Here is a 26401-nt window from a genome sequence, read left to right on the forward strand (position 1 = left end):
GACTAGTATGTAACCTCAAAGTTGGCAATTTTGTTAATTTTTTGCTTATTTTGAAACAATAAAACTAAAAATTTTAACAGGGATATCAAAATGATAAATAATAAAGTTTCTAAAGCTGTTCGCTTAGCGATTGCTTTTGGCGCAGTTTCTACTGCTGCTTTCTCAGCAGGCTCATTTGCTGCAGAAGAAGAAAAACTCGAAAAAGTAGAAAAAATTACAGTTACAGGCTCACGTATTCAGCGTACAGAAATTAGTGAAAGTGCTCCCATTTTTTCTTATGGCGAAGAAGATATTCAAGTAAGAGGTTTCACTAACGCTGCCGATTTGCTTAATCAATCGCCATTGTTCGGTGGTTCTTTGACAACTGAAGGTGACCAAAATGCTGCCAATGCGGGTCAAAATCAGGCAAATATATTTGATTTAGGTACTCAACGTACACTTACGTTAGTAAACGGTCGTCGAATGGTTAGCTCACAATCTGCTTCAATTGGTGGTGGACAAGTTGATATTAACACTATACCTGTTGCTTTAATTGATCGCATTGAAGTTGTTCCTCTTACTGGTGCAGCAACTTATGGTGCCGATGCCATCGGTGGTACTGTAAACGTTATCTTAAAAAATGATTACGAAGGTTTTGAAGTAACAGCACAATACGGTGAAAACGATGCTGGAAATGCTCGTGATTTCCAAATTAGTGCTGTTGGCGGCGGAAACTTTGATAATGGCCGTGGTAACCTGACATTTGGTGTGGAATATACACGTACAAATGGTTTGTTAGAATGTGATCAAGATTTTCTTTGTAATAATAACCCAGGTTCTGGCGGGACTACAAATGAGTTTTTAGACCGCAACGGTGATGGGCAAATAGACGACCTTAATGGTGACGGTGTTATTAACGATGATGATTTACAATCTGTATCTTTATTTTATGATGAAGTTAACCTTCAACTGTTCACAGATTTTGGCGCTGTAACACCTGCAGGAGCTGGTTTTGCGCCAAGTGTTGGTCGTGGCTCGTGGGCAGATGGTAATTTCTATGAGTTTACACAAGATGGCCAAATCCAACAATGTAACTCAGGTCCAACATTACCGTCTGGACGAGCATTACTTGAAACTTACGATGATGGTCGCGGTAATATTTGTGGAATAGATTTTTTTGATAGTGTTTCTCAAATTCGTTCACCAACAAGCCGCCATAACTTGTATGTATCATTTAACTACGATATCACGGATAACCTTCGTTATATAAGTGACGTTGTTTACGCTAACACAAATGGTACTGAGCTTGTTAACCAAGGTGGTTTTCAAACCGGTTTCTTTGGAGGCACTTCAGCTGCAATCACAGTACCAATTGACAACCCGTTTTTATCATCGCAAGCTCGACAAGCAATAGTAGATGCAGGGTTAGAGGGAGACCAATTTTCGATTCATCGATTCAACAATGATTTAGTTTCTTCAGGCGGTAACTCAAATGAAACGCATACTTGGCGCGTAAGTAATGTTCTTGAAGGTGAATTTGAATTTTTAGATCGAGATTTTTACTGGGATGCGGCTGTTGTTCATGGCCGTTCAGATGTGAACATTAGAACAACGGGGATTGTTGATGGAAGATTCCTAAACGCAGTTGATGCGCGTAGTGTTGACGATGCAATGTTGTCTCAAATACGTGATTCTCGCGATGATATTAATACATTAGACGAGGCATTAGCTGCACTACAAGGCTCACGTTCAGCATTTACGGGCGGCTTCCAACGCGGTGATGTTATTTGTGGTGCTTACGCTGATCTTGCAGCAGGCACTCTAGAAGGCTTTAATGCACAGGCGTCTGGATCAGGTTTAACTGATGAGGACCTGCCGTTTTTAGATGGATGTCAACCACTTAACCTGTTTGGTTCACAAGCATCAAATGCGTCACTTGACTTCATTACAGGCGGCTCGCAAATGTCTCAAGCGAGCAATATGCAAACAGTTTATACATTTAACCTTGGTGGCGCAGCTTTTGACCTACCTGCTGGACCACTTGACTACGTAGTTGGTGTTGAGCGACGTGTAGAAAAAAGTAAATATGAGCCTGCAGTAGGCGGCAGAGTTCCAATTACTCGTAGCTCAATTGATCGTCCGGTTAACGGCGGGTATGATACAAATGAATATTATGTAGAAGTAGTTGCACCTGTTATTTCTTCTGATATGGATATTCCTTTTGTACAATACTTCGAAGTAAGTGGCGCATACCGTAATCAAGAGTTCAATACAAATGCTCCAGCTGGGTTTGAAGATCGTTCAACAGAAGAGGATGTTGTTCAAGCTAGCATGAAGTGGATAATAAACAGTGATTTATCTTTACGTGCAACTTATGCAACAGCGTTCAGAAACCCATCAATTAATGAGTTGTTCCAACCAATACAACAATCATTCATCTCTGGTGATGATCCATGTGATGCACGTTACGTTGGTCTTGGGCCTAACCCAACAGCACGTAAAGCAAACTGTGAATCATTAGGAATAGATACTGATACATTCACGTCATCAATTTCAGACGGTACTATATCTACTGGTTATGTTTCAGGTAATCCTGACTTAAATCCAGAAACAAGTAAATCTTATACTTACGGATTAGCTTGGACTCCAAACTTTGTTGAAAACTTACAAATAGGACTTGACTATTATAACCTTGAGATTGAAGGTGCAATCAATGACGTTACATTTGAGACCCTAGCAGCGAATTGTTACGACTCAGCTGATTTTCCGAACGAAACAGCTTGTGATACATTCACACGTGGAGACGACAATCAAGTTATTCGTGCAGGAAATCAACCAGCGAACGTAGCATTAGCAACATTTGAGGCTGTGTCACTTTCTGTGTTTTATAGCCATGATTTAGGTGAGTGGGGTAATTTGAATATTGCTTCTACAACACAACACAATATCACAAACGAAAACCAGGCTACTGCGACGTCTGAAGTTCAAGAAGATGTTGGCGATTTCGCAGATCCAGAATGGACAGGTACATTTGATATTAATTGGATGTATGAAGATCTATTTGTTAGCCATCGTGTTCGTTGGCAGAATAGAACGTTAATTGATTCGCTCGAACAGCAATTATACTCATATAATTACCAACGTTCAGAAGATGGTACATTAACAGGCGATTTTACTAATGAAAATGCTTCGCGTTTCCTGCATGATCTAAGTATTGGTTATAACCTGGGTACTTCAACTACAGTTCAATTAAATGTTCAAAACTTACTTGACCGCACTGCTGATGACCTAACTGCTACTTCGTTTGGTTTTAATCAGTTTGGTTTGGATGAGCGTTTAGGTCGTCGTTTAAGCCTACGTTTTAACCATAAGTTTTAATTTATAGTTATTAAAATAACTCTTTGTATTTATTGCATTAGAGTATTAGCTTGAAAAGCTGACATTTACTTGTTTTTATAAAACCCCTATTATTTTGATGATAGGGGTTTTTTTAATATCCTCAGATTAGCGTAGTTAAGAGTTTTAAAGGTTGTCCTAAATTTATGATGAGTTTTAAAACATAATGTCATTCATCGGTACCAATAATAATTCACATTCAATAGCTTCATTTACTACCTTGAAAAATGATATCTGGATGAAATACTTGTCTAACTCTCATATAATAAGAAGGCATAAGTAGAATAATCTAATCAGGTTTTTGTTAAAATTGTATTTATCAAACATTATTATTGTATCTTTGAATGAGCTATAAACTTAGACCCTATCAGCAAGAGGCGGTTGAACGCACTGTTGTTCATTTTAGAAAAACCAATGATCCCGCAGTGATTGTTTTACCTACGGGGGCGGGTAAAAGTTTAGTCATCGCTGAGCTTGCGCGTATAGCTAAACAAAAAATATTGGTACTTGCTCATGTTAAAGAACTTGTAGAGCAAAATTCACAAAAATATAAAAGTTTTGGTTTAGAGGCGAGTATATTCTCAGCAGGGTTAAAAGAAAAATCATTATCTCATCAAGTCACTTTTGCCAGTGTGCAATCACTTTCACGTAATTTAGATAAACTCAATGAGCATTATTCTCTACTTATTATTGATGAATGCCATAGAGTCAACGGTGATAAAAAAAGCCAATACGGTAAAGTTATAAGTGCATTACAAACGTATAATCCTCATTTAAAAGTATTGGGTTTAACGGCTACGCCTTATCGTTTGGGGATGGGGTGGATATACCATCATCACTATCATGGGTTTGTTAAAGGGACAAAAGAAAGCCCATTTAAAAACTGTATATTTGAATTACCGCTTAGATACATGATCAAACATGAGTATTTAACCCCCCCAAATGAAGTCGATGCTGCTATAAACCATTACGATTTTTCGTCTTTAGAGACTAACGCGTTTGGTCAGTACACTGCCGATGATATGAATGCACTTTTAAAAAATAGCGAGCGAGCCACTCAGGCTATTCTCAAACAAGTAATAGAATATAGCCAGCAGCGCAAAGGTGTGATGGTTTTTGCGGCAACAGTTATGCATGCTCAAGAAATATTAAGCTATTTACCAGCAGCTCAAAGCGCGCTAATTACAGGCGATACGCCTAATATTGAACGCGATAAAATCATTTCTGCATTTAAAGGTAAAAAATTAAAATATTTGGTTAATGTGTCAGTGTTAACAACTGGTTTTGATGCGCCACATGTCGATTTTATTGCTATTTTACGCCCTACAGAGTCTGTTAGCTTATACCAACAAATTGTAGGACGGGGCTTACGATTATCAGAATCGAAAACGGACTGCCTTGTAATCGACTATGCAGGAAATGGATTTAATTTGTTTCACCCTGAAGTAGGTGATAAAAAAGGCGATAGTGATAACGAGCCTGTCCAAGTGCTTTGTCCTGGTTGCGGATTTGCCAATATATTTTGGGGCAAAACAGGCTCCGATGGTAAAGTAACAGAGCATTTTGGTAGACGTTGCCAAGGGCTATTAGAAGATGATGAAGGTAACAAAGCTCAATGTGATTATCGGTTTAGATTTAAAGAATGCGAAGAATGTGGTGCACAAAATGATATTGCAGCTCGTAAATGCCACGATTGTGGCGCCATAATGGCTGATCCAGACGACAAGCTTCGTAATGCGTTAAATTTAAAAGATGCGTTAGTACTTCGCTGTAGCGGTGTAACAGTAACTCAGCTTAAAGATGAACTAATCAAAATCACGTATTTTGACGAAGACGGTGCAAGTTGTGATGAAGTTTATAACCTGAGTAATAAAGGCGGTCAGTTTATATTTAACAGGCAATTTGGTAAACGGCTAGGGCATGGTCAAAAACCAACAAATTTTAAAACAGCAGAGCAGGTTGTTAAAGCGCAGTTTGACTTAGTGCCCCCTGACTTTGTGATTGCGCGAAAAAGTAAAAAATATGGTTGGAAAGTAGCAGATAAGTTATTTGATTATAAAGGGAGCTTTAGAAAGGCAAATCAGTTAAGTCGTTAAACTTAACTGATTTTAAAATATTAGGCGGCGTCTTCGTCCATTAATCCCCAACCGTCACCGTAACCGTTATAGCCATTCGCTATACTTTCTAGGTACTGTTCAGCTTGGCCTAGTAATGTGTGCTCTGGTACCATTTGTACATGAGTAATTACTTCCCAAACGCCGGTGTCTTTACATTTTTCAACGTCGGCGGTTTGTACTAATGCATCAGAAACAATATCTTTAGCAAACTTATCAGCATCGGTTTGTTGTTCAAATAAAATGAAAAAATCGATTTGCTGCATTTTACTTAAATCGACGCCTGCAGCGGCTATTTCGGCTAACAGCTGGCCGTTTTCGTCATCTGGAAATTGCATTAAAAACTCATCTAAAAATAATTTTGTGTTCGTTGGCACTATTGTAACTAAAATATTGTCTTAACGCGTACTAATTTTATCTTCTTCGCATTTCATAATTAAACTGAGTTTGTCATTAAGTTAATGTGTTGGTCATTATGGCTATGTTAATATGCGCCACATTAGCTCGTTTTAAGTAGTATATAAGAGTAAGGATATTTACTTGTTTATTAAGTTTTTACGTTGCATGTGCATTGCCACTATTTTTATGGCTGCAAATTCCGATGCGGCAGAAAGAGTCATCGAAGACTACAAAATTAAAGGCATAAATGGCGATTTAGAAAAAAACGTAGCGCTTTACTTAAAGCAGCTTAAAGGTGAAAAACCAACAAGAACCCTTCAACGTTATGCCAAAAAGCAGGTACAAAACAGCATAAAAGCCTTAGGTTATTATAGCCCAACTATTGAGGTTGAATTTAACAAAGACGACAGTGAGCTTGTTGTTAAAATTGAGCGCGGTCCTGCTACACGTATAGACACCATTAATATTACTTTAAATGGTGAAGGGAAGAACGATACACAATTACAAACCATCATAAAAAATACCAATTTAAAACAGGGTGATGTGCTGAATCATGGTAACTATGAGTCAGCGTATAAAAAAATAGAATCCATGCTTTTGGAGCGTGGTTATTTTGATGCTAAATGGCCTGCTCGAAAATTAGAAATTTCAATTAAAAAAAATAGTGCCGTTGTTACGTTCGTGATTAATACCGGTGTGCGTTATCAATATGGGAGTATTGAAATTACCAGTGATACGCCAGCTGAAAAATATATCCGTTCTTTAGCGCCATTTACCCAAGGACAACCATATAAGTCAACTTACATAGCTGATTATAACCTTAAGCTATCAAGCACACCTTATTTTGCTAGTGTGCGTGTTTATGCAGATATTACAGCGCGTAAAAACGCCCAAGTTCCTATCAAAGTTAAGGTTATTCCTAAACCTGCAAACAGCTTTGAAATAGGGGGTGGTTTTAGTACCGACTTAGGCCCTAGAGTACGCTTCAAGTGGAGTAAGCCTTGGATCACAGAAGATGGCCATTACCTTGATACAAATATGAATATCGCCGAAAAGCAACAAGATCTCTCAATGGCATACACTGTTCCTGTAGACGATCCTAATGATGATTTATGGCGTTTTTCAGTTGGTTATAAATTGGAAGACGAACTTGCTGATGATACTTACAGCGAGATATTAACCGCGCAACTACAAAGGCAGTGGCTTACAGAGGATAAATGGGTAAGAACAGCGTTTTTACGTAGAGACCAAGAGACGTTTCGTCTTGGTGATGATCCAAAAGAGTCGACTGAAATGTTAATGCCGGGTATTAGTTATGCTCGCAAAAATTTAAAAGGTGGGACTACCCCTTATTGGGGGGAGCAATGGCTTATTTCAGCAGAGTTTGGCTTAGATGATGTACTTTCCAGTACGAATTTATTGAGAGTCCAATTACAGCATGCATGGCTTCGTACATACCTTAATAAGCATTTAGTTTTCCTTAAGGCAAACGTTGGCGCAATGCTCGTTGATGACATAAATAATGTACCTTATTCGCTTAGATTTTATGCTGGGGGTGACCAAAGTGTTCGTGGTTTTGCTTATCAGTCAATTTCACCAGAAAACGAGGACGGTGAGCTAATAGGGGGTAAGTATTTGCTATCGGGTACTATGGAGTACAACTACCAGTTTGCTCAAAATTGGCGTGCAGCATTATTTGTTGATGGTGGTACCGCTACGAACGATTTTTCAGATGAGTTTGAAGTGGGTGCTGGTTTTGGTTTTCGATATTTAACGCCAGTAGGCCCTATTCGAATAGACCACGCATGGGGCTTAACCAAAGAGAGTAAAAGTACACGTTTAAGTATTACCATAGGGCCAGAAATTTAATGCCAATATTAAAAAAAATAACAGCCATAGTAAGTGCAATTTTAGTCTCGCTAATTATTAGCGTATTTTGTTTATTATTTACGGCACCCGGTAATCAATTTATTGCCTACACGGCAAATAAAGTTGTTGATGGATTACACATAGAAATTAAAGATGGCCGCTTTATTTATAACGATGCGTTTAATGTTAATTTTAAAAACAACGGTTTAGATTTTAAGGCTCAACAATTAAAAATCGATTTATTTTGGTGGCAGTGTGATGGTATCTGCATTGATAACTTAAGTGCTAAATCTATAAAATTAAGCTTGCCAAAAACAGCCCAAATACAAGATGAAACGCCTTCTGAGCCCCTTGAAAAAATTAGCTTACCCTTTAATGTTTCATTAAAAAATATAGCGGTGAAAGAGTTTACATTAAACCACCCTAGTGCAGATCTGAACGTTAATAACTTTAAATTATCAGCTAAGGTTGAGGATTCAAAGCTCACTGTAAAAAGCTTAAATATCCCTAGTATACTTGTTGCTTTAAAAGAGCAAGCACAACCCACCAAGGCACAAACTGCTCAAAGCAACAAAGCTGCACTTACGCAATTACCAGCACTTCCTGATATTGAATTTACATCACCTATTGATTTGGCCATTGAAGCCTTTGATATCGCAAAAGTAACAATTGAGCAGGGCGATGCGCAGCATAATATCGAAAATATTTCGCTGCTATTAAGTGTAGAAGACACCGTTATTAATGTGCAGTCGCTTTCAGCTAAATACGAGCAGTGGCAGCTTAATACCCAATTAGATGCCGAGCTTGCCGGTAACTTGCCTTTAAAAGGCCAAGTGACTTTAAACAGTAATGAATACCAAGCAAATTTAGAGCTAAATGGTGATTTAGCTAACTTGAATTTGAATTTAGAAACGAGTGGCCAATACCCACTCACGTTAACTGCGAACGCTAATTTAAAGCAACAAAATTACCCGTTTAAGTTGAACAGCAAAATTAATCAATGGGTCATTGATGCGCAAAGCAACCAGCTAAAAGTAAATAATGTTAGCTTAAATGCCAAAGGCAATGCCGATGATTACCAACTTAACTTAATAGCGACTAGCCAGTTAGGGGCATACCCGGCTGTTGACCTCAATACACAGTTAACAGGTGGCTTAACGCAAGCCGTGCTTGAAACATTAAGTATTAAAGCCAGTGAAAGTAGCGCGATTGTAAAAGCTAATATTAATTGGCAGCAGGGCATTAAAGCGGGGTTTAAAGGCTCGCTTTCAAACCTTAAGGCACAGTATTTGACGGATGCGGCCACTAGCGATGTTTCAGGGCAATTTAAAGGTTCATTCAATGCGGAAGAAGGCTCGTGGCAACTACAAATGGATGATACTAAGCTAAGCGGATTACTAAACGAGGTCCCCCTTGAGTTTGCGTCAAACTTTCAGCTAAACAATACACTAGAGGCAAATATCGACAGCCTTTATTTAAGTAGTGGCACGAATAAGTTGGTACTTAGCGGCCAAGTTGACGATACATGGAAAGTCGACGGTAAAATAACGCTTAAAAGCAACGAAGAGGCTAACATGCCATTTATTGCAAACGGCAACGCCGATTTAAAAGTAAGAGGGCAGAGGTTAACGCCTTCAGTCGATTTAGCGCTAATACTCGATAGTTTTATTTTTGATGACATTAATATTAATCAACTTAATGTAAAAGGCCAATTAGATACCGCTGCCGATTGGCAAACAGATGTGTCAGTAAATGTCGGTTCAGCGTTAGTGGGTCATCAGCAAATATATAACATAAAAATAGATGCAATTGGCGACAAAGCAGATCATCAGCTAACCGCTTCGGTTGATGCCGAGCAGGGCAGTATTGAGCTTGAAGTAAATGGTAAAATTAATAACGCTACCTGGAATGGTGAGGTAAGTAATGTAACACTTAGCGACAAAAAGTTAAGCTTTAACAACACTCAAAATATTGTCGTTATGTTTAACAGTCAAACGAGTGATTTTGATGTGAGTGCTCATTGTTGGGCGTCTGATCGAAGTAAATTATGTATAGATACACTGGCTCAAACAAAAGAAATTGGGCAACTAAATGCTAAATTAAGTAACTTAGCGCTTGAAGAGCTTAAACACTTTTTACCCGATAATATTCGCACACTTGGTGATGTAAAAGGTAATGTGGCGCTCAATTGGAATGCTGGCGCTCTTAAAACATTACGCGCAAATTTAAACGCAAGTGACTTATCCACTGTTTTAACCTCAGAAGAAGATCGCTTTAAATTACCTATAGAAACACTCAGTATTAGTGCTTTTTCAGATTCTCAAAAGGGGCAGCTCAAAGCTAATTTAGAATCAAGCGTATTAGGCAAAATTAATACACACATTAATATCGATGACATACAAAATACGCAGGCGCTTAATGGCATAATTAATATTGATAAAATATTACTTTCAGACTTACAACCCTTTATTGAAACTCTTGAGCAATTAAAAGGTGATATTAGCGGTAAGGTCGCACTTGCGGGTACGTTAAAAGACCCATTATTAAATGGTGAGCTTAATATAAACGATATAAACCTTGAGGGTGATCAGCTTCCTATTGCGCTACAAAAATCAAATATAAACATATTATTTGATAAAACGACCGCCACAATAGAGGGCAATTTAAACGACAATCAAGGTGGCAATGTAAAGCTAAACGGCGATGTTGATTGGCAAGGTGAGCAACCTGAAGTAAATGTAAATGTGCAAGGCGAGCAGTTTTTTGTACGCGCGCAGCAAGGCGTTACCTTTAAAATATCGCCAGATTTAAAAATAGGGTTAGCCAATAATGCACTTAAATTAGCGGGTGAGGTAGTTGTACCTTATGGTCGTATTACGATTGAAGAGCTTCCAGAAGGTGCTGTGCAGGTTAGTGACGATGAGATTATTGTTGATCAAAAAACTGAAACCAACGAAAAGGTACCATTTGATTACGACATAGACTTAAACGTCATTGTTAAAAATGACGTTAAAGTAGAGTCGTTCGGATTAGAGTCTAAAGTGGCTGGTGATTTAGCGATTAAAATGAGCCAAGGCGTTCCAATTATTGCAACAGGTGAGCTCAATTTAATAAATGGCACTTATTTAGCATTTGGGCAAAATTTAATTATAAGAACAGGCCTGGTGGGCTTTAGTGGCTCCATTGAACACCCTTATTTGAATATTAAAGCAATCAGAAACCCAGCTAATACAGCAAATGGCGTTATAGCTGGTGTTACGCTTACGGGGAATGTTAAACAACCCACTCTTAAACTGTTTTCTGAGCCTGCAATGGATCAGGCCCATACCTTAGCATATTTACTCAATGGGCAACCGTTAGGAGAGGGAGAGGGAGCATCAAGCAACGCTATGCTTGCCCAGCTATTACTTTCTCAAGGGGTCAGTAGAAGCGAAGGGGTTGTCTCGAAGGTAGGTGAAACATTTGGTTTATCAGACGTCAGTTTAAGTTCGTCAGGAAGTGGTGACAGCACCAAGGTAGAAATTTCAGGCTATGTTGCGCCAAGCTTACAAGTTAAATACAGCGTTGGGGTATTTGAGTCACTCAGTGAAGTGGCTATTCGTTACCAATTGTTGTCGCAACTCTATATAGAGGTAACCAGTGGTTTATACCAAAATGTTGATGTGCTCTATAAGTTTGACTGGGATTAAACAAAAAACGCTTTAGGTAAGTTAGATTGCTTAAGGCTACTTTTAAATAATAAAAATAATAGGTTGAATATGAAAACACGTTTTTCAATTTATGTTATGGCACTTTTGCTGAGCGGGTGCGCTACGACAGCTAACAATAAATCCGTTATAAATATACAAACACCACTTAGTGCCAATGATGTAATAAAAAATGCAACTGCAGATGAGTGGCAAGTGGTCGACCCTCAAAATATTTTAAAAATAACCTTACCTACGGGGTCGGCTTACATAGCATTAAATCCACAACTAGCTCCAAAACACACCCAACAGATCAAAAAGTTAGCGCAAGAAGGCTTTTATAAAAACACCCGTGTTTATCGTTTTGTAGAAGGGTTTGTAGCACAAGGTGGCGACAGCTCGGGTAAAAAAGAAATAAAAACAGCGAATAAAACCGTACCTGCAGAGTTTTATTTACCAACATCGCAACCACTAAAAATTACCGAGTTAAAAGGCGATGGATACGCGCCTGTAACGGGGTTTTTAAATGGCTTTGCTGTCGCGCAAAACCAAACACAGACTCAAACATGGCAAGTGCATTGCAATGGTGTATTTGCAATGGCACGTGGTAACGATATAAACAGCGCAAGTACCGAATTTTTTGTCACTATTGGGCAAGGTCCTCGTTACCTAGACAAAAATATTACAGTTTTTGGTAGAGTTCTTAAGGGCATGGAGCATTTTAATCGTTTGCAGCGTTTACCCACTGAGGGGCTGGCGTTTAATCCAATAACGAATATTGAAGTGTTGGCTGATATTAAAACCGACGCAACAGTATTTAAGGTAATGAAGGCAAACTCAGCATCGTTTAAGCAGCTCATAAATGCGCGTAAAAACCGAACAGAACCCTGGTTTGTCCAATCGTATAATTACGTTGATGTATGTGGTATGCCTATCCCAACAAAGCGCGTTATTTAAACTTTGAAAAAGGAGCTGAGGCTCCTTTTTTAAGATTTATGTTTGAGTGTTTAACGTATTTACTGACGATTAATCTTAACGGCAAACGGTGTTTCGTTATAATGCGTAGAACGGTATGGGTTTATGTCTAATCCGCCTCGGCGTGTATAACGCGCATACACTTCAAGCTCTTTAATGTTGAGTTGCGTGGTTAAGTCACTATAAATACGCTCTACGCACTGCTCATGAAACTCATTGTGCGTTCTAAATGAAATTAAGTAGCGTAAAAGTGATTCTCGACACATTTTTTCACCAGTATATCTAATAATAATGCTGGCCCAATCTGGTTGAGACGTTATTAAGCAATTAGATTTTAGCAAGTGGCTATTGAGCGTTTCTGTTACTATTTCATCACTTTGTGCTTTAAGTGAATAGGCATCAATATCGTAGTTATCAATTTCAATATCTAACTCATCAATACAGTCGCCAGGAAGCGCAGTGCAAGGTAAGCAGTTAAAATCGTCGGCTTTGTACAATGTCACTTGCACTGGGCTTTTTACAGCGGCTGACAAGTCGTCAATTAAATGCTGCTTAACAATGTTGATGCTTTCAAATCGGGTTTGATTAAAGCTATTTAAATAAAGCTTCAAAGACTTAGACTCAATAATATGGCTGCTTTGGCACTCAAAAGTAAATAAAGCAACGGCTACTTGCGGTTTGCCTTTGGCATTTAACCAAGAAAGCTCGTAACCGGTCCAAATATCCTGGCCTTTAAAGGGTAATTGAGCTTCATCAATATTTAAAGCATCACGATTTAGCTTGCGCGCAATCGGGAAAAGCAAGCTGGGCGTGTACACATCTACGTATTCGGTAGACTGCCCTAATACACTGCCTTTAAGATCTGGAGAGTTGCTGTAATCTGTCATGTTTGCTCTTAAATAGTTACAATGTGCGCATTATATCTAATTTAAATGAGTTTCACAGTATGTCTGTTGCGATGCAGTTAGAACAACTTCACAAAGAATTTAGCGAAAATACCCTTAAAAATACCGCAAAGTACCCACTCATCATGCACGATACGCAATGGCCGAGCCCGTGTGAAGTTGGTGAGGTTGATGAGCAAGGGTATATTCAATGGAAGGGGATACGCCAACAACCAGCCGGTTCATTGAACAATTTAGCTAATGCACTTGAGCTTGAGTTTCCAACAGCGTTAAGCGAGCTTTATGGACACATGTATGGCGGTAGTGTGTTAGCTACAATTGACGGCCATCAAATTGAACTACTACAAGCATGGAATAGCGACGACTTTGATATGCTTCAACAAAATATAACTGGCCATGTATTAATGAAGCGAAAGCTAAAACAGCCAGAAACTGTGTTCATTGGTTTAACAGATAAAGAAGATTTATTGGTGAGTGTGTTAATTCATACAGGGGAAGTATGTTTAGAACATGTAGGTAAAAAAACGCATCATGTGCTTGCACCTACTATAGAGTCGTTTTTAAAAGCGCTTGAAATTTAAATTATAATTAATGAATCAGCTTAGCGTTATCACTAAGCTGATTTTAAAAAGTCATTGGTAATGGCTATTGAAAATCCCAAGACACATTCGAAACTAAACCGCACGGTTCACATCTAAAATCGAATAGCCCAAACCATGGCTCATCTAGTTTCCAATCGCTATTACAGCTAGGGCATTTACGCTCAAGTTCAGAGGCTTTATCTACACCGCCAACACGGTATAAATAGTAATAAACGGGCTTTTTAGTTAAAAAGCTAATGCGTTTGGTTATATCTTTTCCACGGCGGTATAAATCACTTTGTGTACTAGATATCTCCTCAAGAGCAGGAAATTCACAGCGTGTTGCGCCATTAATTTGTATTTGATCGCATGCTTGCCAATCTTCTTGCCACTTAATAAGCGTTTTATAATCGCCATTGGCAATAGCTGGGATGCGAAATAATGGCACAGGTAAAAAGTCGTCGCCACAATATAGAGGGCTGCATGTATGCACATAAGTAGTGTATAAAATATAACTTGATGGCTCAGTGCAGCAATCGGCTCCATTAGAGTGAATATCTTGGCCAATAACTTTTACTTTAGGTGCTAATAACCCCGCATTATGCAGTTTTTCAATGCTATGTTTAACAAAAGGGCTATTATTTAGTGGGTGCATGGCGTCTTCGGTTGGACACATAACACGGGTTATAAAAAAGCCGTCTTTTAAAACTGTGGGAAATTCTTCTCCCATTATTTGCCCGTTAAACCGCAAGGCGTTCACTAATCGATTAATAGCGTATTCGGCTTGCTCTAGGGTAGTGTCTTGGTAACAATCAAATGTTAAATCAACAACAAACATTTATAGTCTCAAATTATTTTCGTTCTAGCAGTGCAAGTAATTGATCAAGTTTTTGCTCAATTCTGTCTAGTTGGCTTGCTTTTAGCTCAGCATTTTCTGGCTGCTGCGCGGTTTTAACAAAGTTATTTATAGAATCCGGGTTATTTTTGTATTGGCTCACAGCTGCAATAATCATTGGCATAGGAACCGGTTGGGCTAAGCGACTTTTAGTTAATGCGACTGTGGGTGTTTTGCCTTCATCTAAAAGGACTTGAATTGCATCAAATACAACTGAATTCATTATATTTATAACTCTTAAATTAAATAAAACGCAGCATGTGTATGCTGCGCGGGTGCTATGGTAGCAATAAAACGGGTAGGCTACATTAAATAACCTGATACTTAGGATAAAAACCTACGTCTACTAGCTAATTTTAACGCTAATTACCTTGAGTAAGTTTGAAATAAGTTAAATATTGACCTGTAAATTAGCCTTGTACTCACTAAAAATCATAATGGGTTAATATTTTTAAAGGCATTTAAACAGGTATCTAGTTAAATTTTTTATTTACCTTGGCGAAGGCGAACATCTAGCTCATCAATCACTTCACTCCAAGCACCATCCTCAGCAAGCGATTCAGCTAAAAAGTGCTGTTGGGCTTCATCCCAAAATGCTGCATCTTGAAGTAGTGTTGTGTCTTGTAACTCATTAGAGGCAATAAATTCATCTATTTGATTTTCTGAATTTGGTAAACCAAGTTGTGCAAATAATGTATGAATATCGTGTTTAGTAGTATCCATGGTACGACTCCTTTAAATAAACAAAATTACCTTAAGACCCAACACTACAATGCGTTAGCTAAACTCAAGCTGAATTGTCGGTTAAATACTTTAGGTATATAGTAATTTAGGTTCTGAATAATAAATTGCCAGCCCCTTTGTTAAGAGGTTGATTAAGGATAGTAAAAATAACAAGTAACGTGACCTTATTTATCCCCTATAGTGGGTAAACGGCGCAATATAGGATTTTTAGTATTTATATATTAGGTTAAATATACTCGTAAATGCAGTTATTCGCGTATAGCTTTAGTAATTAAGCTTTGATTATATTTACGGCTAAAACAATAAAGGACATACAATGAGTATAACCGCACACGCAGAAACGTTCAGCGTACAATACATTGAAGCAGAAGATATAAGCACTGCCGCAAGCTTAATTTATCAGGCATATCATGATGACCCTGTATTAAAAACAATGCTTAGCTATGATGATGCAAATAAATCAGCTTACGAAAAAAAGTTACGCGCATTAATACGTGAAGAACTCAGTAGTTTTTGGCAAGAGAAGCAACCGCTAATAGGACTTTATCGAAGTGGTAAATTAAAAGCCGTGGCCTGTATGTTCGATTCTACAAGTCAACTTCAAGCTCAGCGTTATTGGCATTGGCGTTTAAAATTAATGCTAAGTGCGGGTTATTTGCAAACTAATCAGTTAATAGAAAAAGAACAAACGATTAGAGATACGCTCAAAGAAAAAGGCCGTTATTACTTTTTAGCTTTTATTGCAGTCGATCCGCATTTTCATGGGCAAGGGTTTGGCCGGTATTTGCTAAGAGGACTTGATGAGCTGGTGAAGTTAAATAGTGAGTCTTCTGGTTTAGCTGTATTTGTAACTCGCAATGAGCATACAGCGTTATTTAAATCTGAGGGATTTATTACTTTCAAACAGCTTACGTTTAACCAAGTTGCTGGTGAGTTATTATTCAAAGATGCATTAGGGTAAAAATGTAACCCTTGTTGTGTAAGTTAATACGCCCAAACGGACATGAGTCCGTGCGATATATCTTACATTGACGTGAGAGTAATCAGTTAAAGGTGACTATTCAGTCGCCTTTTTTAATTTAACTTATTGTTTTTCATTGGTTTATAAATTTGTTCTTTTTTATGACAAAGAATTATTTTATCTCACATACTACTTCCTCCTCCCGTTTGCTCTAAACTTTACCTTGTCAAGAAGACATAGCTTAACGAATAAGCTACTGCCACGGATAAGGAATAGGCAAAACAGCAGATGCTAGCAGGATGCAAAAAGGACAAGTTAACAAGGACAGCAAGGATGAACAGGAAGTGCAAGATGCACTAAGTGGCAGGAGCTACTTTAGGGATATAAAGGATAAAGTTGCAGGACGCAGCCGCGTATTAGATTGTACGTGAATGCCGGGAAAGCGAAGGGACGCCGCAGGATGCACAAAGTGGCAGGGCGCTACTTTAAAGGATTAACATGGATGACGCTATAGATTTAGCCAAGTGTTAGTTTACGTGGGTTTGCCAAGGTGGCGATGGATATTGCATGATGCAATGTGAGGGTAAACAGGGTTGTTTACTCGTTCAGGGGATGAAAAAACGGATTATAGATAGTGGATATCTAGCAGGAAGCAGTCCAATTGGGGCGTAACTTTAGTTACGCCTTAGTTTTTTGTGCTATACAATTGTAATAATTTTATACATTAAATGCATAAGATCACTCAGATTTTGTGTGGTGGAACGACAACACTTTTTAAAAACTCATTTTCCATAATAAGCATTCCCTGATACGCATTTTCACCGTCACTTGAAAACTCAAATGAAAACTCACTTTTTATTCCAGGTTTACCACTTTTTAGAAAACCAAAACGACGCTTTGTGCAAGCAACACTCATAAGTTGCACATTTAATTGCTCACATTGACGTTTAGCATGAACATTAGCCGCTTCGGCAACTTTTCTATTTAGCCAAAACAAATAAATAACACTACCAATTAATATAAACGTCCATAAACTTGCCATTTAAGAGAATAACCTTCCAATTGCACGAGCGAGGGCTTCGCTTCGATCTTCTTTTCGTAATAAACCTAATAGGTGAGGTCGAATGGTCGGTATTGCAACTAAATCCGCAAAAATACTTGGAAAAAGCGCCTCTATTTTTTGATGTTGTGCACAGTTATCCATAAATATATGCAATCGTTCGGGGTCTTCTAACTGTATAAAACAACGCCCAGCAATAGTTAAAAGTACGTCCGAGTTGCTTTTAAGCGATGAGTTTAATGTTGCATCAACAAGTTGTGCGCATAGGCCTTGCGCCTGACCTTTAGAGATTGAGCGAAGAGCAGCGGTTAAAGCTACGGTATCATTTTTCTCAATCGCTGCTAGACCGTGCACCAGCAAAAGCTCGCTCAACGTTGGCGGTATTTCTACATGTTCAAGCATTGCGCTAAGTGGTTGCAATACTTCAAGGGGTAAATGCGTCCACGCTTTTTTCAAGTTACTTAAGTTTTGATCGTTATCAAGACGCAGAGCAAAATCAGCAATGCCTTGCAGTGCAACAGTTTGCCAATTATCAAAGCCCAACTTTGCGCTAAAGTATAGCTGCGCGTATTCGTAGTATTGAGAAGCGGGTTGTTTTAGTAACACTTTAACTTGCGCGTTAAATGCAGCCAGTTTATTTGCGTTAGGTGTAAATACATAAGGGTTATTATCAAGCTTCCCCTCTGCTTTTTCACCCGTAATTTCAGTGCCAATTGCTTGAATAACCATATCGGCAAAGTGATCACGACTTGCACTGACTAATTTACTCTGCTCATCAAGCGGAAATTTTAAAAACCACACATAAGGTTCTTTACTCGCTTTGGCATCCCAAAATTGAATTGCAAGCCATGCATGACCAGCAAGCGGGTAAGGGTAAGGTACTTGAGCTTGTTCAATAGCTAAAAATTGTTGTTTATCGAGTTTAGTAATGTGCCTGCCAATATCAAAAGCCCGCCATTGCGTGCCAGCACCATCTAAAAGTTGGCCTAAGGTTGCTATTTGATCACTCATTGTATTCCCGATTGTTTTTTTACTGCAAATTGGGCCGATTATACGCCATAGCGAGCTGTGTGGGAACAGGGTATAATTGCCGTATAACTTAAAAAGAGGGTGGTTATGTACCAACAAACCCAAGCTTTTTTAGTGCAATTGAAGGCACTATTACAAAAGCATCAACTTTGGCAATCTGAGCCAATTTCAGCAGAAGCACTAAATTCTAGTGTTCCTTTTTGTCACGATTCGATGGCGTTTGAACAGTGGTTGCAGTTTGTGTTTATTGAAAAAATGCAGCATTTAATCACTCATAATCAACCACTACCGCGAAACTTTGCTATTGCCCCCATGGCTCAAATGACCTTGATTAATAAATCAGGGAGTGATGAAATTATAGAGGTGCTGACACAGTTAGATACACTATTAGGGGAACCGCATGAGTGAGCGCCTAGCGCCAACTGAATACGGCGAACTCGACATTTTGTACCAAGACGAAAACTTTGTTGCCATTAATAAACCGTCAGGGCTATTGGTGCATCGTTCCTTTTTAGATAAACATGAAACTCAATTTGCTATGCAAATGTTGCGCGATCAGTTAGGCCAGCACGTTTTTCCTGTTCACAGGCTTGATAGGCCCACGTCAGGAGTTTTAATTTTTGCACTTAGCTCAGAATCTGCTCGCGATATAAATCAGCTTTTTATTGAGGGCACTATTTCTAAACGATATTTAGCTTTTGTTCGGGGATTTGCCCCTGAGTCGGTTTTTTTAGATAAACCTTTAAAAGAAGAGCTTGATAAAATTGCCGATAAATTTGCAGATCAAAACAAAGCGCCACAGGAGGCGCAAACCCAGTTTAATTGTTTGTATCAAGCTGCATTGCCCATTCCTATAGGCAAATACCCAACGGTGCGGTATTCATTAGTCGAGTGTTTTCCTAAAACAGGGCGCAAGCATCAGATTCGCCGGCATTTAAAGCATTTATCGTTACCTATAATTGGTGATGTTAATCATGGCGACAACCAGCACAACCAATTTTTTAGGGATCACTTTGAATTACGACGCTTAATGCTGTTTGCAACTGAGCTGAGTTTTGTGCACCCTTACACTAACAAACCAATAACGATTAAAGCGCCACTAGGTCATGATATGCTACAAATTTGTGAGCAACTTGGTTGGCCGAACGAAGAGAAGGATTATTAATGGCACATATTAGTATTTTTGTAGGCACTGTAAATGGTGGTGCTGAACGTTTAAGCGGTGATATAGCAGCTTGTATTGAACAGGCAGGTCATAGCGCCACGCTCATCACAGAGTCTTCGCTTGACGATATTAAAAACGCAACAAACATATTAATTGTTACCTCAACGACAGGACAGGGTGACGTGCCAAGTAACCTAGCTGGCTTATATTATGCGCTTAATAGTAGTTTCCCTATGCTTACAGACAAGCCTTTTGGTGTTGTTGCTATGGGCGACAGAAGCTATGGTGACACTTTTTGCGGTGCAGGTCGAAGCTTTGACGAATTGTTACGTGATTTACAAGCAAAACCTGTCGGTAACCGTTTAGAGATTGATGCGTGTGAGGATTTTGAGCCTTGGCCAGTGACAGAGCCTTGGTTAAAAGCATGGCTTGAAAAGCTACCAGGTTAATTTTTATTGGTATACAAAAAGGAGCGCATGCGCTCCTTTTTGTTTGCTGTAGTTAACTACTTCTTACATCCACTTTAAGCTTTAATTTTTGCCCCGGTTGTAAGTACTTTTGACCAGCTAAATTATTCCATTTAATAATCTCGCTTACCGTTAAATTAAACTTAGACGCAATACGCGCAAGTGAATCGCCTCTTCGCACTTTGTACGTAATCGTGCGGTTAGTGCTTTTAGTTGCGCTGGCCGTTGTATTTTGTGATTTATACACTGTGAGCTTTTGATTTAAGCGCAGCACTGCATTTTTTTTAAGCTTATTCCACTTTGCCAATTCATCCATTGTGACATCGTATTCGCGGCTAATATCCCATAAGGTATCGCCACTTTTTACGGTGTGAGAAAGCTTAGTGCGTGATGTTTTATTAGCAGCCATACGCATTTGCTTTGGTAGGTGCTCGCTATTTATTGCACCGTCGGTTAACGGCACTAATAGCTCTTGTCCAATGCGTATTGTATTCGAATCAAGCTTATTCAGAGATCGAATCGCGCTGGTGCTAGTGGTAAACTTTTTAGCAATCACAGACAAGCTATCGCCGCTTTTTACCACGTATCGTTGCCAACGAAGCCTATTTTTAATATCAGTATTGGCAAGTTTTTCAGAAAACTGCTGTGCTTTATCAATGGGTAAAAGCAAAGAGTGCGGGCCATTTGGATCAGTAGCCCAACGATTAAACCCTGGGTTTAATCTGTAAAGCTCGGTTAATGTCATGTCTGCCATTTCGGCAGCAAGAGCAAGGTCTATTTGTGATCCCACATCAACAACGTCTACCACTTGGGCGTTGATAATAGGTTTCCACGTTACATTAAATTCATCCGAGCGTTTTAATAAGTCAGCCAGTGCCAGTAGCTTTGGTACATAAGCCGTGGTTTCTCTTGGTAAATCTAATGACCAAAAATCGGTAGGCAAATGCTTTTTACGATTTTTTTTAATTGCGCGCATCAAGCGCCCTTCACCAGAGTTATAGGCGGCTATGGCATTGAGCCAATCACCTTCAAGTGTTTTGTGAAGATAAGACAAATAATCTAATGCTGCACGGGTTGATTGCACAATATCTCTGCGACCGTCGTACCACCAGTTTTGTTTTAAATCAAAACGTTCACCTGTTTGTGGCATAAATTGCCAAATACCGGAGGCCGTTCTATGAGAATAGCCAAAGGGATCAAAAGCGCTTTCTACAATAGGAAGGAGCGCAATTTCGATTGGCATCTCGCGTTTTTCTACTTCTTCAACAATAAAATGAAGGTACGGCTCTGCACGCTTTGAAATACGGTCTAAATAACGTTGATGCTTTGCGTAATAGTTACGCTCGGCCACAACTGGGCGGTTTTGAGGAACATTAATCGATAGTTGGTAACGAATTCGCTCCCATACATCGTCAAACACAGGCGCTTCTAGTTCATCGCTATCTAGTTGTTGATATTGCGCGTTTACCATTAATGCATTGTTAATATCATTTGGGCTCGCACCTTCAAGCTGCTCACTGGCTTGATTTGCTTCTTGAGAGTTTGAGTCTAAGGTGGTCAATGTTTGACAACCACTTAGCGCAAGCGCCAAGGTTATTATAAGAGGAGATTTATTCATAAATACCAATACATCGGGTAAAAAAACTCGGCAAATGTTACCTTTTATAAACTAACATTACCACTTTATGACAATTACAGCACTTAGTCGGACGTGTTTATATATTTCAAGTTAATGATTTTAAATATTAAACGCATATGCGCTAAAAATTATCTTTGAACTTTCTAAGAGCTGCAAAGTTACGCCAAGGTTCATTGTTTTTTGTAACCAAGATAAATTCTTCAGGTACTTCTTCTGTAATAGTTGGAATGTCGCTACGCATAAACGGGTTTATTTTAAGCTCTTTTCCGACTGTGGTTGGTAAGGAAATTTTATCTTCTTTCCTTAGCTCATCTACTAACTCACTGTGCGCAATTAACGCAGGGTTGCGTGGCTCAACGGCTTTGGCAAAGGCTAAATTTGCTTGTGTGTATTCGTGAGTGCAAAATATTTTACACGCTGCAGGCAGTGCTTTTAACTTGTTAAGAGAATGCCACATTTGTTCACTGGTTCCTTCGAATAAACGGCCACAGCCACCACTGAATAAGGTATCACCAGTAAATGCTATGTCGTTATTCACAAAACAAATATGATCCAGTGTGTGCCCTGGGGTGGTTAACACTTTGAAGCTAATACCTAAAACTTCAATATAATCGTCATCAACCAATGGGTGCGTTATACCTTTAAATGGACTGTTTTTAGGTCCATATACGTTAACTGTCGGGTTTTGCTTTATTAGTTGCGCAACTCCATCGGTATGATCGTAATGGTGGTGGGTAATTAAAATGCCACCCAATGTTAAATTTTGTGCTGCAAGATACGCTAGCACAGGCTCAGCCTGCCCGGGGTCAACGACCCATGTTTGAGAGCTATTTTCAGTGGTTAAACACCAAATATAATTATCTGAAAAGGCTTTAATTGCTTTGACTTGCACCATGTTAAATTGCTCTATAAAGTGACACTTAACGCATAGTATAACGAGCTCATAAAATGAAACCAGCCCTTAGTTTTCAAGAAGGACCCAAACCACTGTCGTGGCAGCAGTTCCCTCACGGGGATTATTTGCAAGCTGATATTGAACGTAAAATGCAATATTGGCTACCACGTATGTTTGGTTACCATATGCTTAAGTTAGGTAATTTAAGCGGTGAGTTAAATACAAGTTTAAGTACCATTAAGCACCAAGTGTGTGTCGCAGAGCCGGGACCTTATACGGGGGTTGTGGCAGACATAGACGAATTGCCTTTTTATGAGCATAGCGTTGACGCGTGTATTTTAAGCCATTGCTTAGAGTACCATTCAGATCCACACCACATTTTACGAGAAGCTCATCGAACACTTATACCTGGCGGCTACGTTTTAATTACAGGGTTTAATCCGTTGAGTTTGTGTGGGCTAGCGCAAATGTTGCCGTTTAGCGGGCAAAAACTACCTTGGACAGGACGATTTTTTACCCCTGCAAGAGTAAAAGATTGGCTAAATTTATTGGGGTTTGAAATTGTAAGTGACGAGCGATTTATTTACTCATCACTAGCGAGGGGAAACAGATTATCACGGTTTGAATTTTGGCGATCATTTGCCAAGCAATATTTAAAACCAATGGGCAGTGTTTATATGCTGGTGGCTCGAAAGCGCGTTGCCCCACTTACACCAATAAAGCCTAAGTGGCATGCTCGACCACAGTTTGTGCCTGTCAAAGGGGCGGGGCTTAGGCAAACCTCTAAGCAGCATTACAAAACGTGCGACCAAAAAAGTGACAACCGTTAGCAGCAAATAAATTAAGGTTGGTAGCCTACATCTTCGAGTAAATCTTTGCTGCCAGCTGCATCGCGAGCTAAATCGTCAACTATTTCGTTGTACTTATGGCCGCTATGACCTTTAACCCACTTCCAATTTACTGTGTGTTGGCTGCAAGCTGCATCTAGGCGCTTCCACAAGTCTACATTTTTAACTGGCTTTTTAGCTGACGTTAACCAGCCACGTTTTTTCCAATTTGAAATCCATGACTCAATACCTTGTTTTACGTATTGACTATCTGTTGTTAGGTTTATAACACAAGCACGGTTAAGTGATTCAAGTGCCACTATAGCCGCGAGCATTTCCATGCGATTGTTAGTGGTGAGCTTATAGCCTTGGCTTAATTTTTTTTCATGGGCGTCATAAATCATAAAAATACCATAACCACCGGGGCCTGGATTACCTAAACATGAGCCATCGGTGTAAATCTCTACGGTTTTTTGCACTGTTTTACCTTGATCTTATGTACAATAAAGTGATTATAGAAAGATACCAGAGTCAGGCTTAATTCGATATGGCACGTAGACAAATAGTTTTAGATACAGAAACCACCGGCATAGACCCTAAACAAGGGCACCGGATTATAGAAATTGGTTGTGTAGAGTTAGTAAACCGTCGTTTAACAGGTAATAACTTTCATGTTTATATTAATCCGCAACGTAGCATAGAAGAAGAAGCGATTGACGTTCACGGTATTACTAATGAATTTTTACGCGACAAACCGCTTTATCGCGATATTGCACAAGAGTTTTTTGACTATATAAAAGGCGCTGAGCTTGTTATTCATAATGCCCCGTTCGATGTGGGCCACATGGATAATGAATTTGCATTGCTTAATCAAGGCTTTCCAAATACCCATGATTACTGTCAAGTTCTCGACACGCTTAAAATGGCGCGTGATTTGCATCCTGGTCAAAAGAATAACCTAGATGCGTTATGCCGACGTTACGACATAGACAACGCCAAACGGACCTTACACGGCGCGTTACTGGATTCTGAGATTTTAGCTGATGTTTATCTTGCCATGACAGGCGGACAAACAAAGTTAAACTTAAATCAAAACAAAGATGATGGTAGCGAGCAACAGCAAGGTGGTATAAGACGTTTAACCAGCGAAAGAGAGCCATTGGTTGTATTACGCGCCACAGATGAAGAGCAAAGCGCACACGAAGCCAGATTGGATCTTGTAAATAAAGAAGGCGGCCAATGCCTATGGCGCGCTGAATAAGGCCTTATAATGAGAATAATGTATTTTGTAATCGTGTTATGTGCACTAAGCTTGTTACCAAGTAATGCTTACAGCGCAGAGCAAGTTGAAGTATTAAAACGGGATGGCCTGCAAAATGAAATCCCCTTACTCGACAATCGCTTTCGAATTGACAGCCAAATAGACGAAATCACATTACTCTTTTTCAGAAAACCAGGAACACCTGCCGTTATCTTAGTTAGGCCTGATGGCAGTAAGTATTTTGCCACCAACGCAGTTAGAGATACGAATATTGAATGGTTTGACGAGCTTAGCTATGACCTTGTCACTATAAAAAAACCAATGCCAGGTCCGTGGCAAGTTATAGGAAGTATTTCACCAGATAGCAGAATTGTTGTACTGGGTGAAATATCGCTTAAGGCAGAGCCGTTACCCCCCATGCTTTTTAGAGGCGAGACTATAAAAGTAACTGGCCAAATATTAAATGATGGTGAACCCATTAACGCAAATCTATTTAGAGACGTTGTGAGTCTTAATGTTGACTTTGTAAGTACGAATAACGATAGCTTTGCAAACTTTGGCGCAGGTGTTCAAGAGGTCGCCGAATTTAAAGACGACGGGCGTGGATTTGATGAACGGCCAAAAGATGGCGTATTTACCGGTGAGTTCAAACTTGTGTTTCCTGAAGGTGAGTGGATACCGGAACTTTACATTTCAACTCCCTTACTGCAACGCAGGGTCGTTCAAAACACCATCATTGTGCATGAACCACCGTTTGGTTTCGATATTGCACTTGCAGATGAAAATATTGATGAACATAAATTAACGATCGCAATAGACAATAAAATAGTTAAACCTGAGACCGTTATTTTTCAGGGTAAGATTTACTACCCAAATAACGAAGAGCAAATGTTTACAATTAACGCTACGCAAAGTGAAACCAGAGAGTTGATAATTAAAAACTATGATTGGGGTCGATACAGTGTAGAACTGTCTGTTTTTGGTACTAACAATAACGGCCGTGAATTTATGGCCACTTTACCAACCTATAAATTTGAAATAGCCCGGCCAATAGAAGCCGTGCCAGAAGTTGATCCTGCAACAGTTGTTGCAGCCGAACAAGCCACACCAATTGAGCCTGAAGAAGAAAAAATGGCCACATCAACTATTGTGAGCTTAATAATTGGCTGTAATATTTTAATTATATTACTTGGCTGGTTAGCTATTCGAATATTTGTACAAAAAAAACCGATTAAAATTAAACTATCTTTACCTTTTTTAAATAAAAAGAAACACGCGAATCAAGATGCAGACGACACAGAAAAAAATCAAGTTGACAAAAACGGTTCAAAAAATGACAAATCAGGTGAAATTTTAAACCTTTCGATGTCAGATGACTAAAAAACCTGTAAAAAAACAAAAAAGCCCTTGACGAAGTAGGGGCTGGTTCGTATTATTCACGCCGCTGTCAGGGAGACCTAAACAGCAACGAAAATGCGGAGTGGTAGTTCAGTTGGTTAGAATACCGGCCTGTCACGCCGGGGGTCGCGGGTTCGAGTCCCGTCCACTCCGCCA

General features: G+C 39.2%; 23 protein-coding genes and 1 tRNA gene. 14 read left to right on the forward strand and 10 right to left on the reverse strand.

The window, feature by feature from the left end:
• The first annotated feature begins 90 nt into the window (after positions 1-90).
• Positions 91-3357, forward strand: a complete 3267-nt coding sequence (locus KZZ04_RS09430; RefSeq protein ID WP_058405660.1) for a TonB-dependent receptor — start codon at positions 91-93, stop codon at positions 3355-3357.
• A gap of 362 nt (positions 3358-3719) precedes the next feature.
• A complete protein-coding gene (locus tag KZZ04_RS09435) occupies positions 3720-5471 on the forward strand; it encodes a DEAD/DEAH box helicase (protein WP_219422556.1) in 1752 nt (583 codons plus the stop codon).
• A 20-nt stretch (positions 5472-5491) separates the two neighbouring features.
• Here the strand turns inward: KZZ04_RS09435 and KZZ04_RS09440 are convergent, their stop codons facing one another.
• Positions 5492-5827, reverse strand: a complete 336-nt coding sequence (locus KZZ04_RS09440; RefSeq protein WP_058405746.1) for a ribonuclease E inhibitor RraB — start codon at positions 5825-5827, stop codon at positions 5492-5494.
• A 202-nt stretch (positions 5828-6029) separates the two neighbouring features.
• Here KZZ04_RS09440 and KZZ04_RS09445 point away from each other — a divergent pair, with 202 nt between their 5' ends.
• From KZZ04_RS09445 to KZZ04_RS09455, 3 genes are all read left to right on the forward strand, one after another.
• Positions 6030-7757 carry an autotransporter assembly complex family protein gene (locus KZZ04_RS09445; RefSeq protein ID WP_219422557.1) on the forward strand — a complete coding sequence of 576 codons (1728 nt, stop codon included), beginning with the start codon at positions 6030-6032 and terminating at the stop codon, positions 7755-7757.
• Positions 7757-11446 (forward strand): translocation/assembly module TamB domain-containing protein, encoded by a 3690-nt coding sequence (locus tag KZZ04_RS09450; RefSeq protein ID WP_219422558.1) that lies wholly within the window; start codon positions 7757-7759, stop codon positions 11444-11446. Before KZZ04_RS09445 ends, KZZ04_RS09450 begins: the two co-directional genes overlap by 1 nt.
• 69 nt (positions 11447-11515) lie before the next feature.
• Positions 11516-12400 carry a peptidylprolyl isomerase gene (locus KZZ04_RS09455; RefSeq protein ID WP_219422559.1) on the forward strand — a complete coding sequence of 295 codons (885 nt, stop codon included), beginning with the start codon at positions 11516-11518 and terminating at the stop codon, positions 12398-12400.
• A gap of 59 nt (positions 12401-12459) precedes the next feature.
• Here the strand turns inward: KZZ04_RS09455 and queF are convergent, their stop codons facing one another.
• The gene (gene queF / locus KZZ04_RS09460; protein ID WP_219422560.1) at positions 12460-13305 is read right to left on the reverse strand and encodes an NADPH-dependent 7-cyano-7-deazaguanine reductase QueF; all 846 of its coding nucleotides are present in this window, start codon (positions 13303-13305) and stop codon (positions 12460-12462) included.
• Positions 13306-13364: 59 nt separating this feature from the next.
• Here queF and syd point away from each other — a divergent pair, with 59 nt between their 5' ends.
• The gene (gene syd, locus KZZ04_RS09465; RefSeq protein WP_058405655.1) at positions 13365-13904 is read left to right on the forward strand and encodes a SecY-interacting protein; all 540 of its coding nucleotides are present in this window, start codon (positions 13365-13367) and stop codon (positions 13902-13904) included.
• Positions 13905-13968: 64 nt separating this feature from the next.
• On the opposite strand, the gene KZZ04_RS09470 is transcribed toward syd, so the two are convergent.
• From KZZ04_RS09470 to KZZ04_RS09480, 3 genes are all read right to left on the reverse strand, one after another.
• Positions 13969-14742 (reverse strand): Zn-ribbon-containing protein, encoded by a 774-nt coding sequence (locus KZZ04_RS09470; RefSeq protein WP_058405654.1) that lies wholly within the window; start codon positions 14740-14742, stop codon positions 13969-13971.
• Between the two features lie 13 nt (positions 14743-14755).
• Complete coding sequence (locus KZZ04_RS09475) at positions 14756-15022, reverse strand: hypothetical protein (RefSeq protein ID WP_058552830.1); 267 nt, start codon at positions 15020-15022, stop codon at positions 14756-14758.
• A gap of 263 nt (positions 15023-15285) precedes the next feature.
• On the reverse strand, positions 15286-15522 hold the full coding sequence (locus KZZ04_RS09480; protein ID WP_058405652.1) for a DUF2789 domain-containing protein: 237 nt from the start codon (positions 15520-15522) through the stop codon (positions 15286-15288).
• Between the two features lie 337 nt (positions 15523-15859).
• On the opposite strand from KZZ04_RS09480, the gene KZZ04_RS09485 reads away from it, so the two are divergent.
• On the forward strand, positions 15860-16504 hold the full coding sequence (locus KZZ04_RS09485) for a GNAT family N-acetyltransferase (RefSeq protein WP_219422561.1): 645 nt from the start codon (positions 15860-15862) through the stop codon (positions 16502-16504).
• A gap of 742 nt (positions 16505-17246) precedes the next feature.
• On the opposite strand, the gene KZZ04_RS09490 is transcribed toward KZZ04_RS09485, so the two are convergent.
• Both KZZ04_RS09490 and KZZ04_RS09495 read right to left on the reverse strand, forming a co-directional pair.
• Positions 17247-17546 (reverse strand): DUF3301 domain-containing protein, encoded by a 300-nt coding sequence (locus KZZ04_RS09490; RefSeq protein ID WP_010557125.1) that lies wholly within the window; start codon positions 17544-17546, stop codon positions 17247-17249.
• Positions 17547-18575 carry a DUF3549 family protein gene (locus KZZ04_RS09495; RefSeq protein WP_058405650.1) on the reverse strand — a complete coding sequence of 343 codons (1029 nt, stop codon included), beginning with the start codon at positions 18573-18575 and terminating at the stop codon, positions 17547-17549.
• A gap of 105 nt (positions 18576-18680) precedes the next feature.
• Between KZZ04_RS09495 and KZZ04_RS09500 the strand changes: the two genes are divergently transcribed.
• Genes KZZ04_RS09500 through KZZ04_RS09510 form a run of 3 tightly spaced genes read left to right on the forward strand, consistent with a single transcriptional unit; the run spans position 18681 to position 20207 of the window.
• Positions 18681-19001 carry a YqcC family protein gene (locus KZZ04_RS09500; protein WP_058405649.1) on the forward strand — a complete coding sequence of 107 codons (321 nt, stop codon included), beginning with the start codon at positions 18681-18683 and terminating at the stop codon, positions 18999-19001.
• A complete protein-coding gene (truC, locus tag KZZ04_RS09505) occupies positions 18994-19758 on the forward strand; it encodes a tRNA pseudouridine(65) synthase TruC (RefSeq protein ID WP_219422562.1) in 765 nt (254 codons plus the stop codon). Before KZZ04_RS09500 ends, truC begins: the two co-directional genes overlap by 8 nt.
• Positions 19758-20207 (forward strand): flavodoxin, encoded by a 450-nt coding sequence (locus KZZ04_RS09510; RefSeq protein WP_058405647.1) that lies wholly within the window; start codon positions 19758-19760, stop codon positions 20205-20207. The genes truC and KZZ04_RS09510 overlap by 1 nt, the downstream gene beginning before the upstream one ends.
• Before the next feature lie 52 nt (positions 20208-20259).
• Here the strand turns inward: KZZ04_RS09510 and KZZ04_RS09515 are convergent, their stop codons facing one another.
• The gene (locus tag KZZ04_RS09515) at positions 20260-21843 is read right to left on the reverse strand and encodes a LysM peptidoglycan-binding domain-containing protein (protein ID WP_219422563.1); all 1584 of its coding nucleotides are present in this window, start codon (positions 21841-21843) and stop codon (positions 20260-20262) included.
• Between the two features lie 142 nt (positions 21844-21985).
• Positions 21986-22759, reverse strand: coding sequence for a hydroxyacylglutathione hydrolase (gloB, locus tag KZZ04_RS09520; RefSeq protein ID WP_219422564.1), 774 nt, complete (start codon positions 22757-22759; stop codon positions 21986-21988).
• A 53-nt stretch (positions 22760-22812) separates the two neighbouring features.
• On the opposite strand from gloB, the gene KZZ04_RS09525 reads away from it, so the two are divergent.
• A complete protein-coding gene (locus KZZ04_RS09525; RefSeq protein WP_058405645.1) occupies positions 22813-23589 on the forward strand; it encodes a class I SAM-dependent methyltransferase in 777 nt (258 codons plus the stop codon).
• A gap of 11 nt (positions 23590-23600) precedes the next feature.
• On the opposite strand, the gene rnhA is transcribed toward KZZ04_RS09525, so the two are convergent.
• The gene (rnhA, locus tag KZZ04_RS09530; protein WP_058405644.1) at positions 23601-24065 is read right to left on the reverse strand and encodes a ribonuclease HI; all 465 of its coding nucleotides are present in this window, start codon (positions 24063-24065) and stop codon (positions 23601-23603) included.
• A 68-nt stretch (positions 24066-24133) separates the two neighbouring features.
• Between rnhA and dnaQ the strand changes: the two genes are divergently transcribed.
• The 3 genes from dnaQ to KZZ04_RS09545 all read left to right on the forward strand — a co-directional run bounded on the left by dnaQ (position 24134) and on the right by KZZ04_RS09545 (position 26401).
• The gene (gene dnaQ, locus KZZ04_RS09535) at positions 24134-24847 is read left to right on the forward strand and encodes a DNA polymerase III subunit epsilon (RefSeq protein WP_058405643.1); all 714 of its coding nucleotides are present in this window, start codon (positions 24134-24136) and stop codon (positions 24845-24847) included.
• Positions 24848-24856: 9 nt separating this feature from the next.
• Complete coding sequence (locus KZZ04_RS09540) at positions 24857-26227, forward strand: TIGR03503 family protein (RefSeq protein WP_219422565.1); 1371 nt, start codon at positions 24857-24859, stop codon at positions 26225-26227.
• A 97-nt stretch (positions 26228-26324) separates the two neighbouring features.
• Positions 26325-26401 (forward strand) — tRNA-Asp (locus KZZ04_RS09545).

Origin of the sequence: Pseudoalteromonas sp. CR1, from assembly GCF_019392235.1 — a bacterium.
Lineage (GTDB): Bacteria > Pseudomonadota > Gammaproteobacteria > Enterobacterales > Alteromonadaceae > Pseudoalteromonas.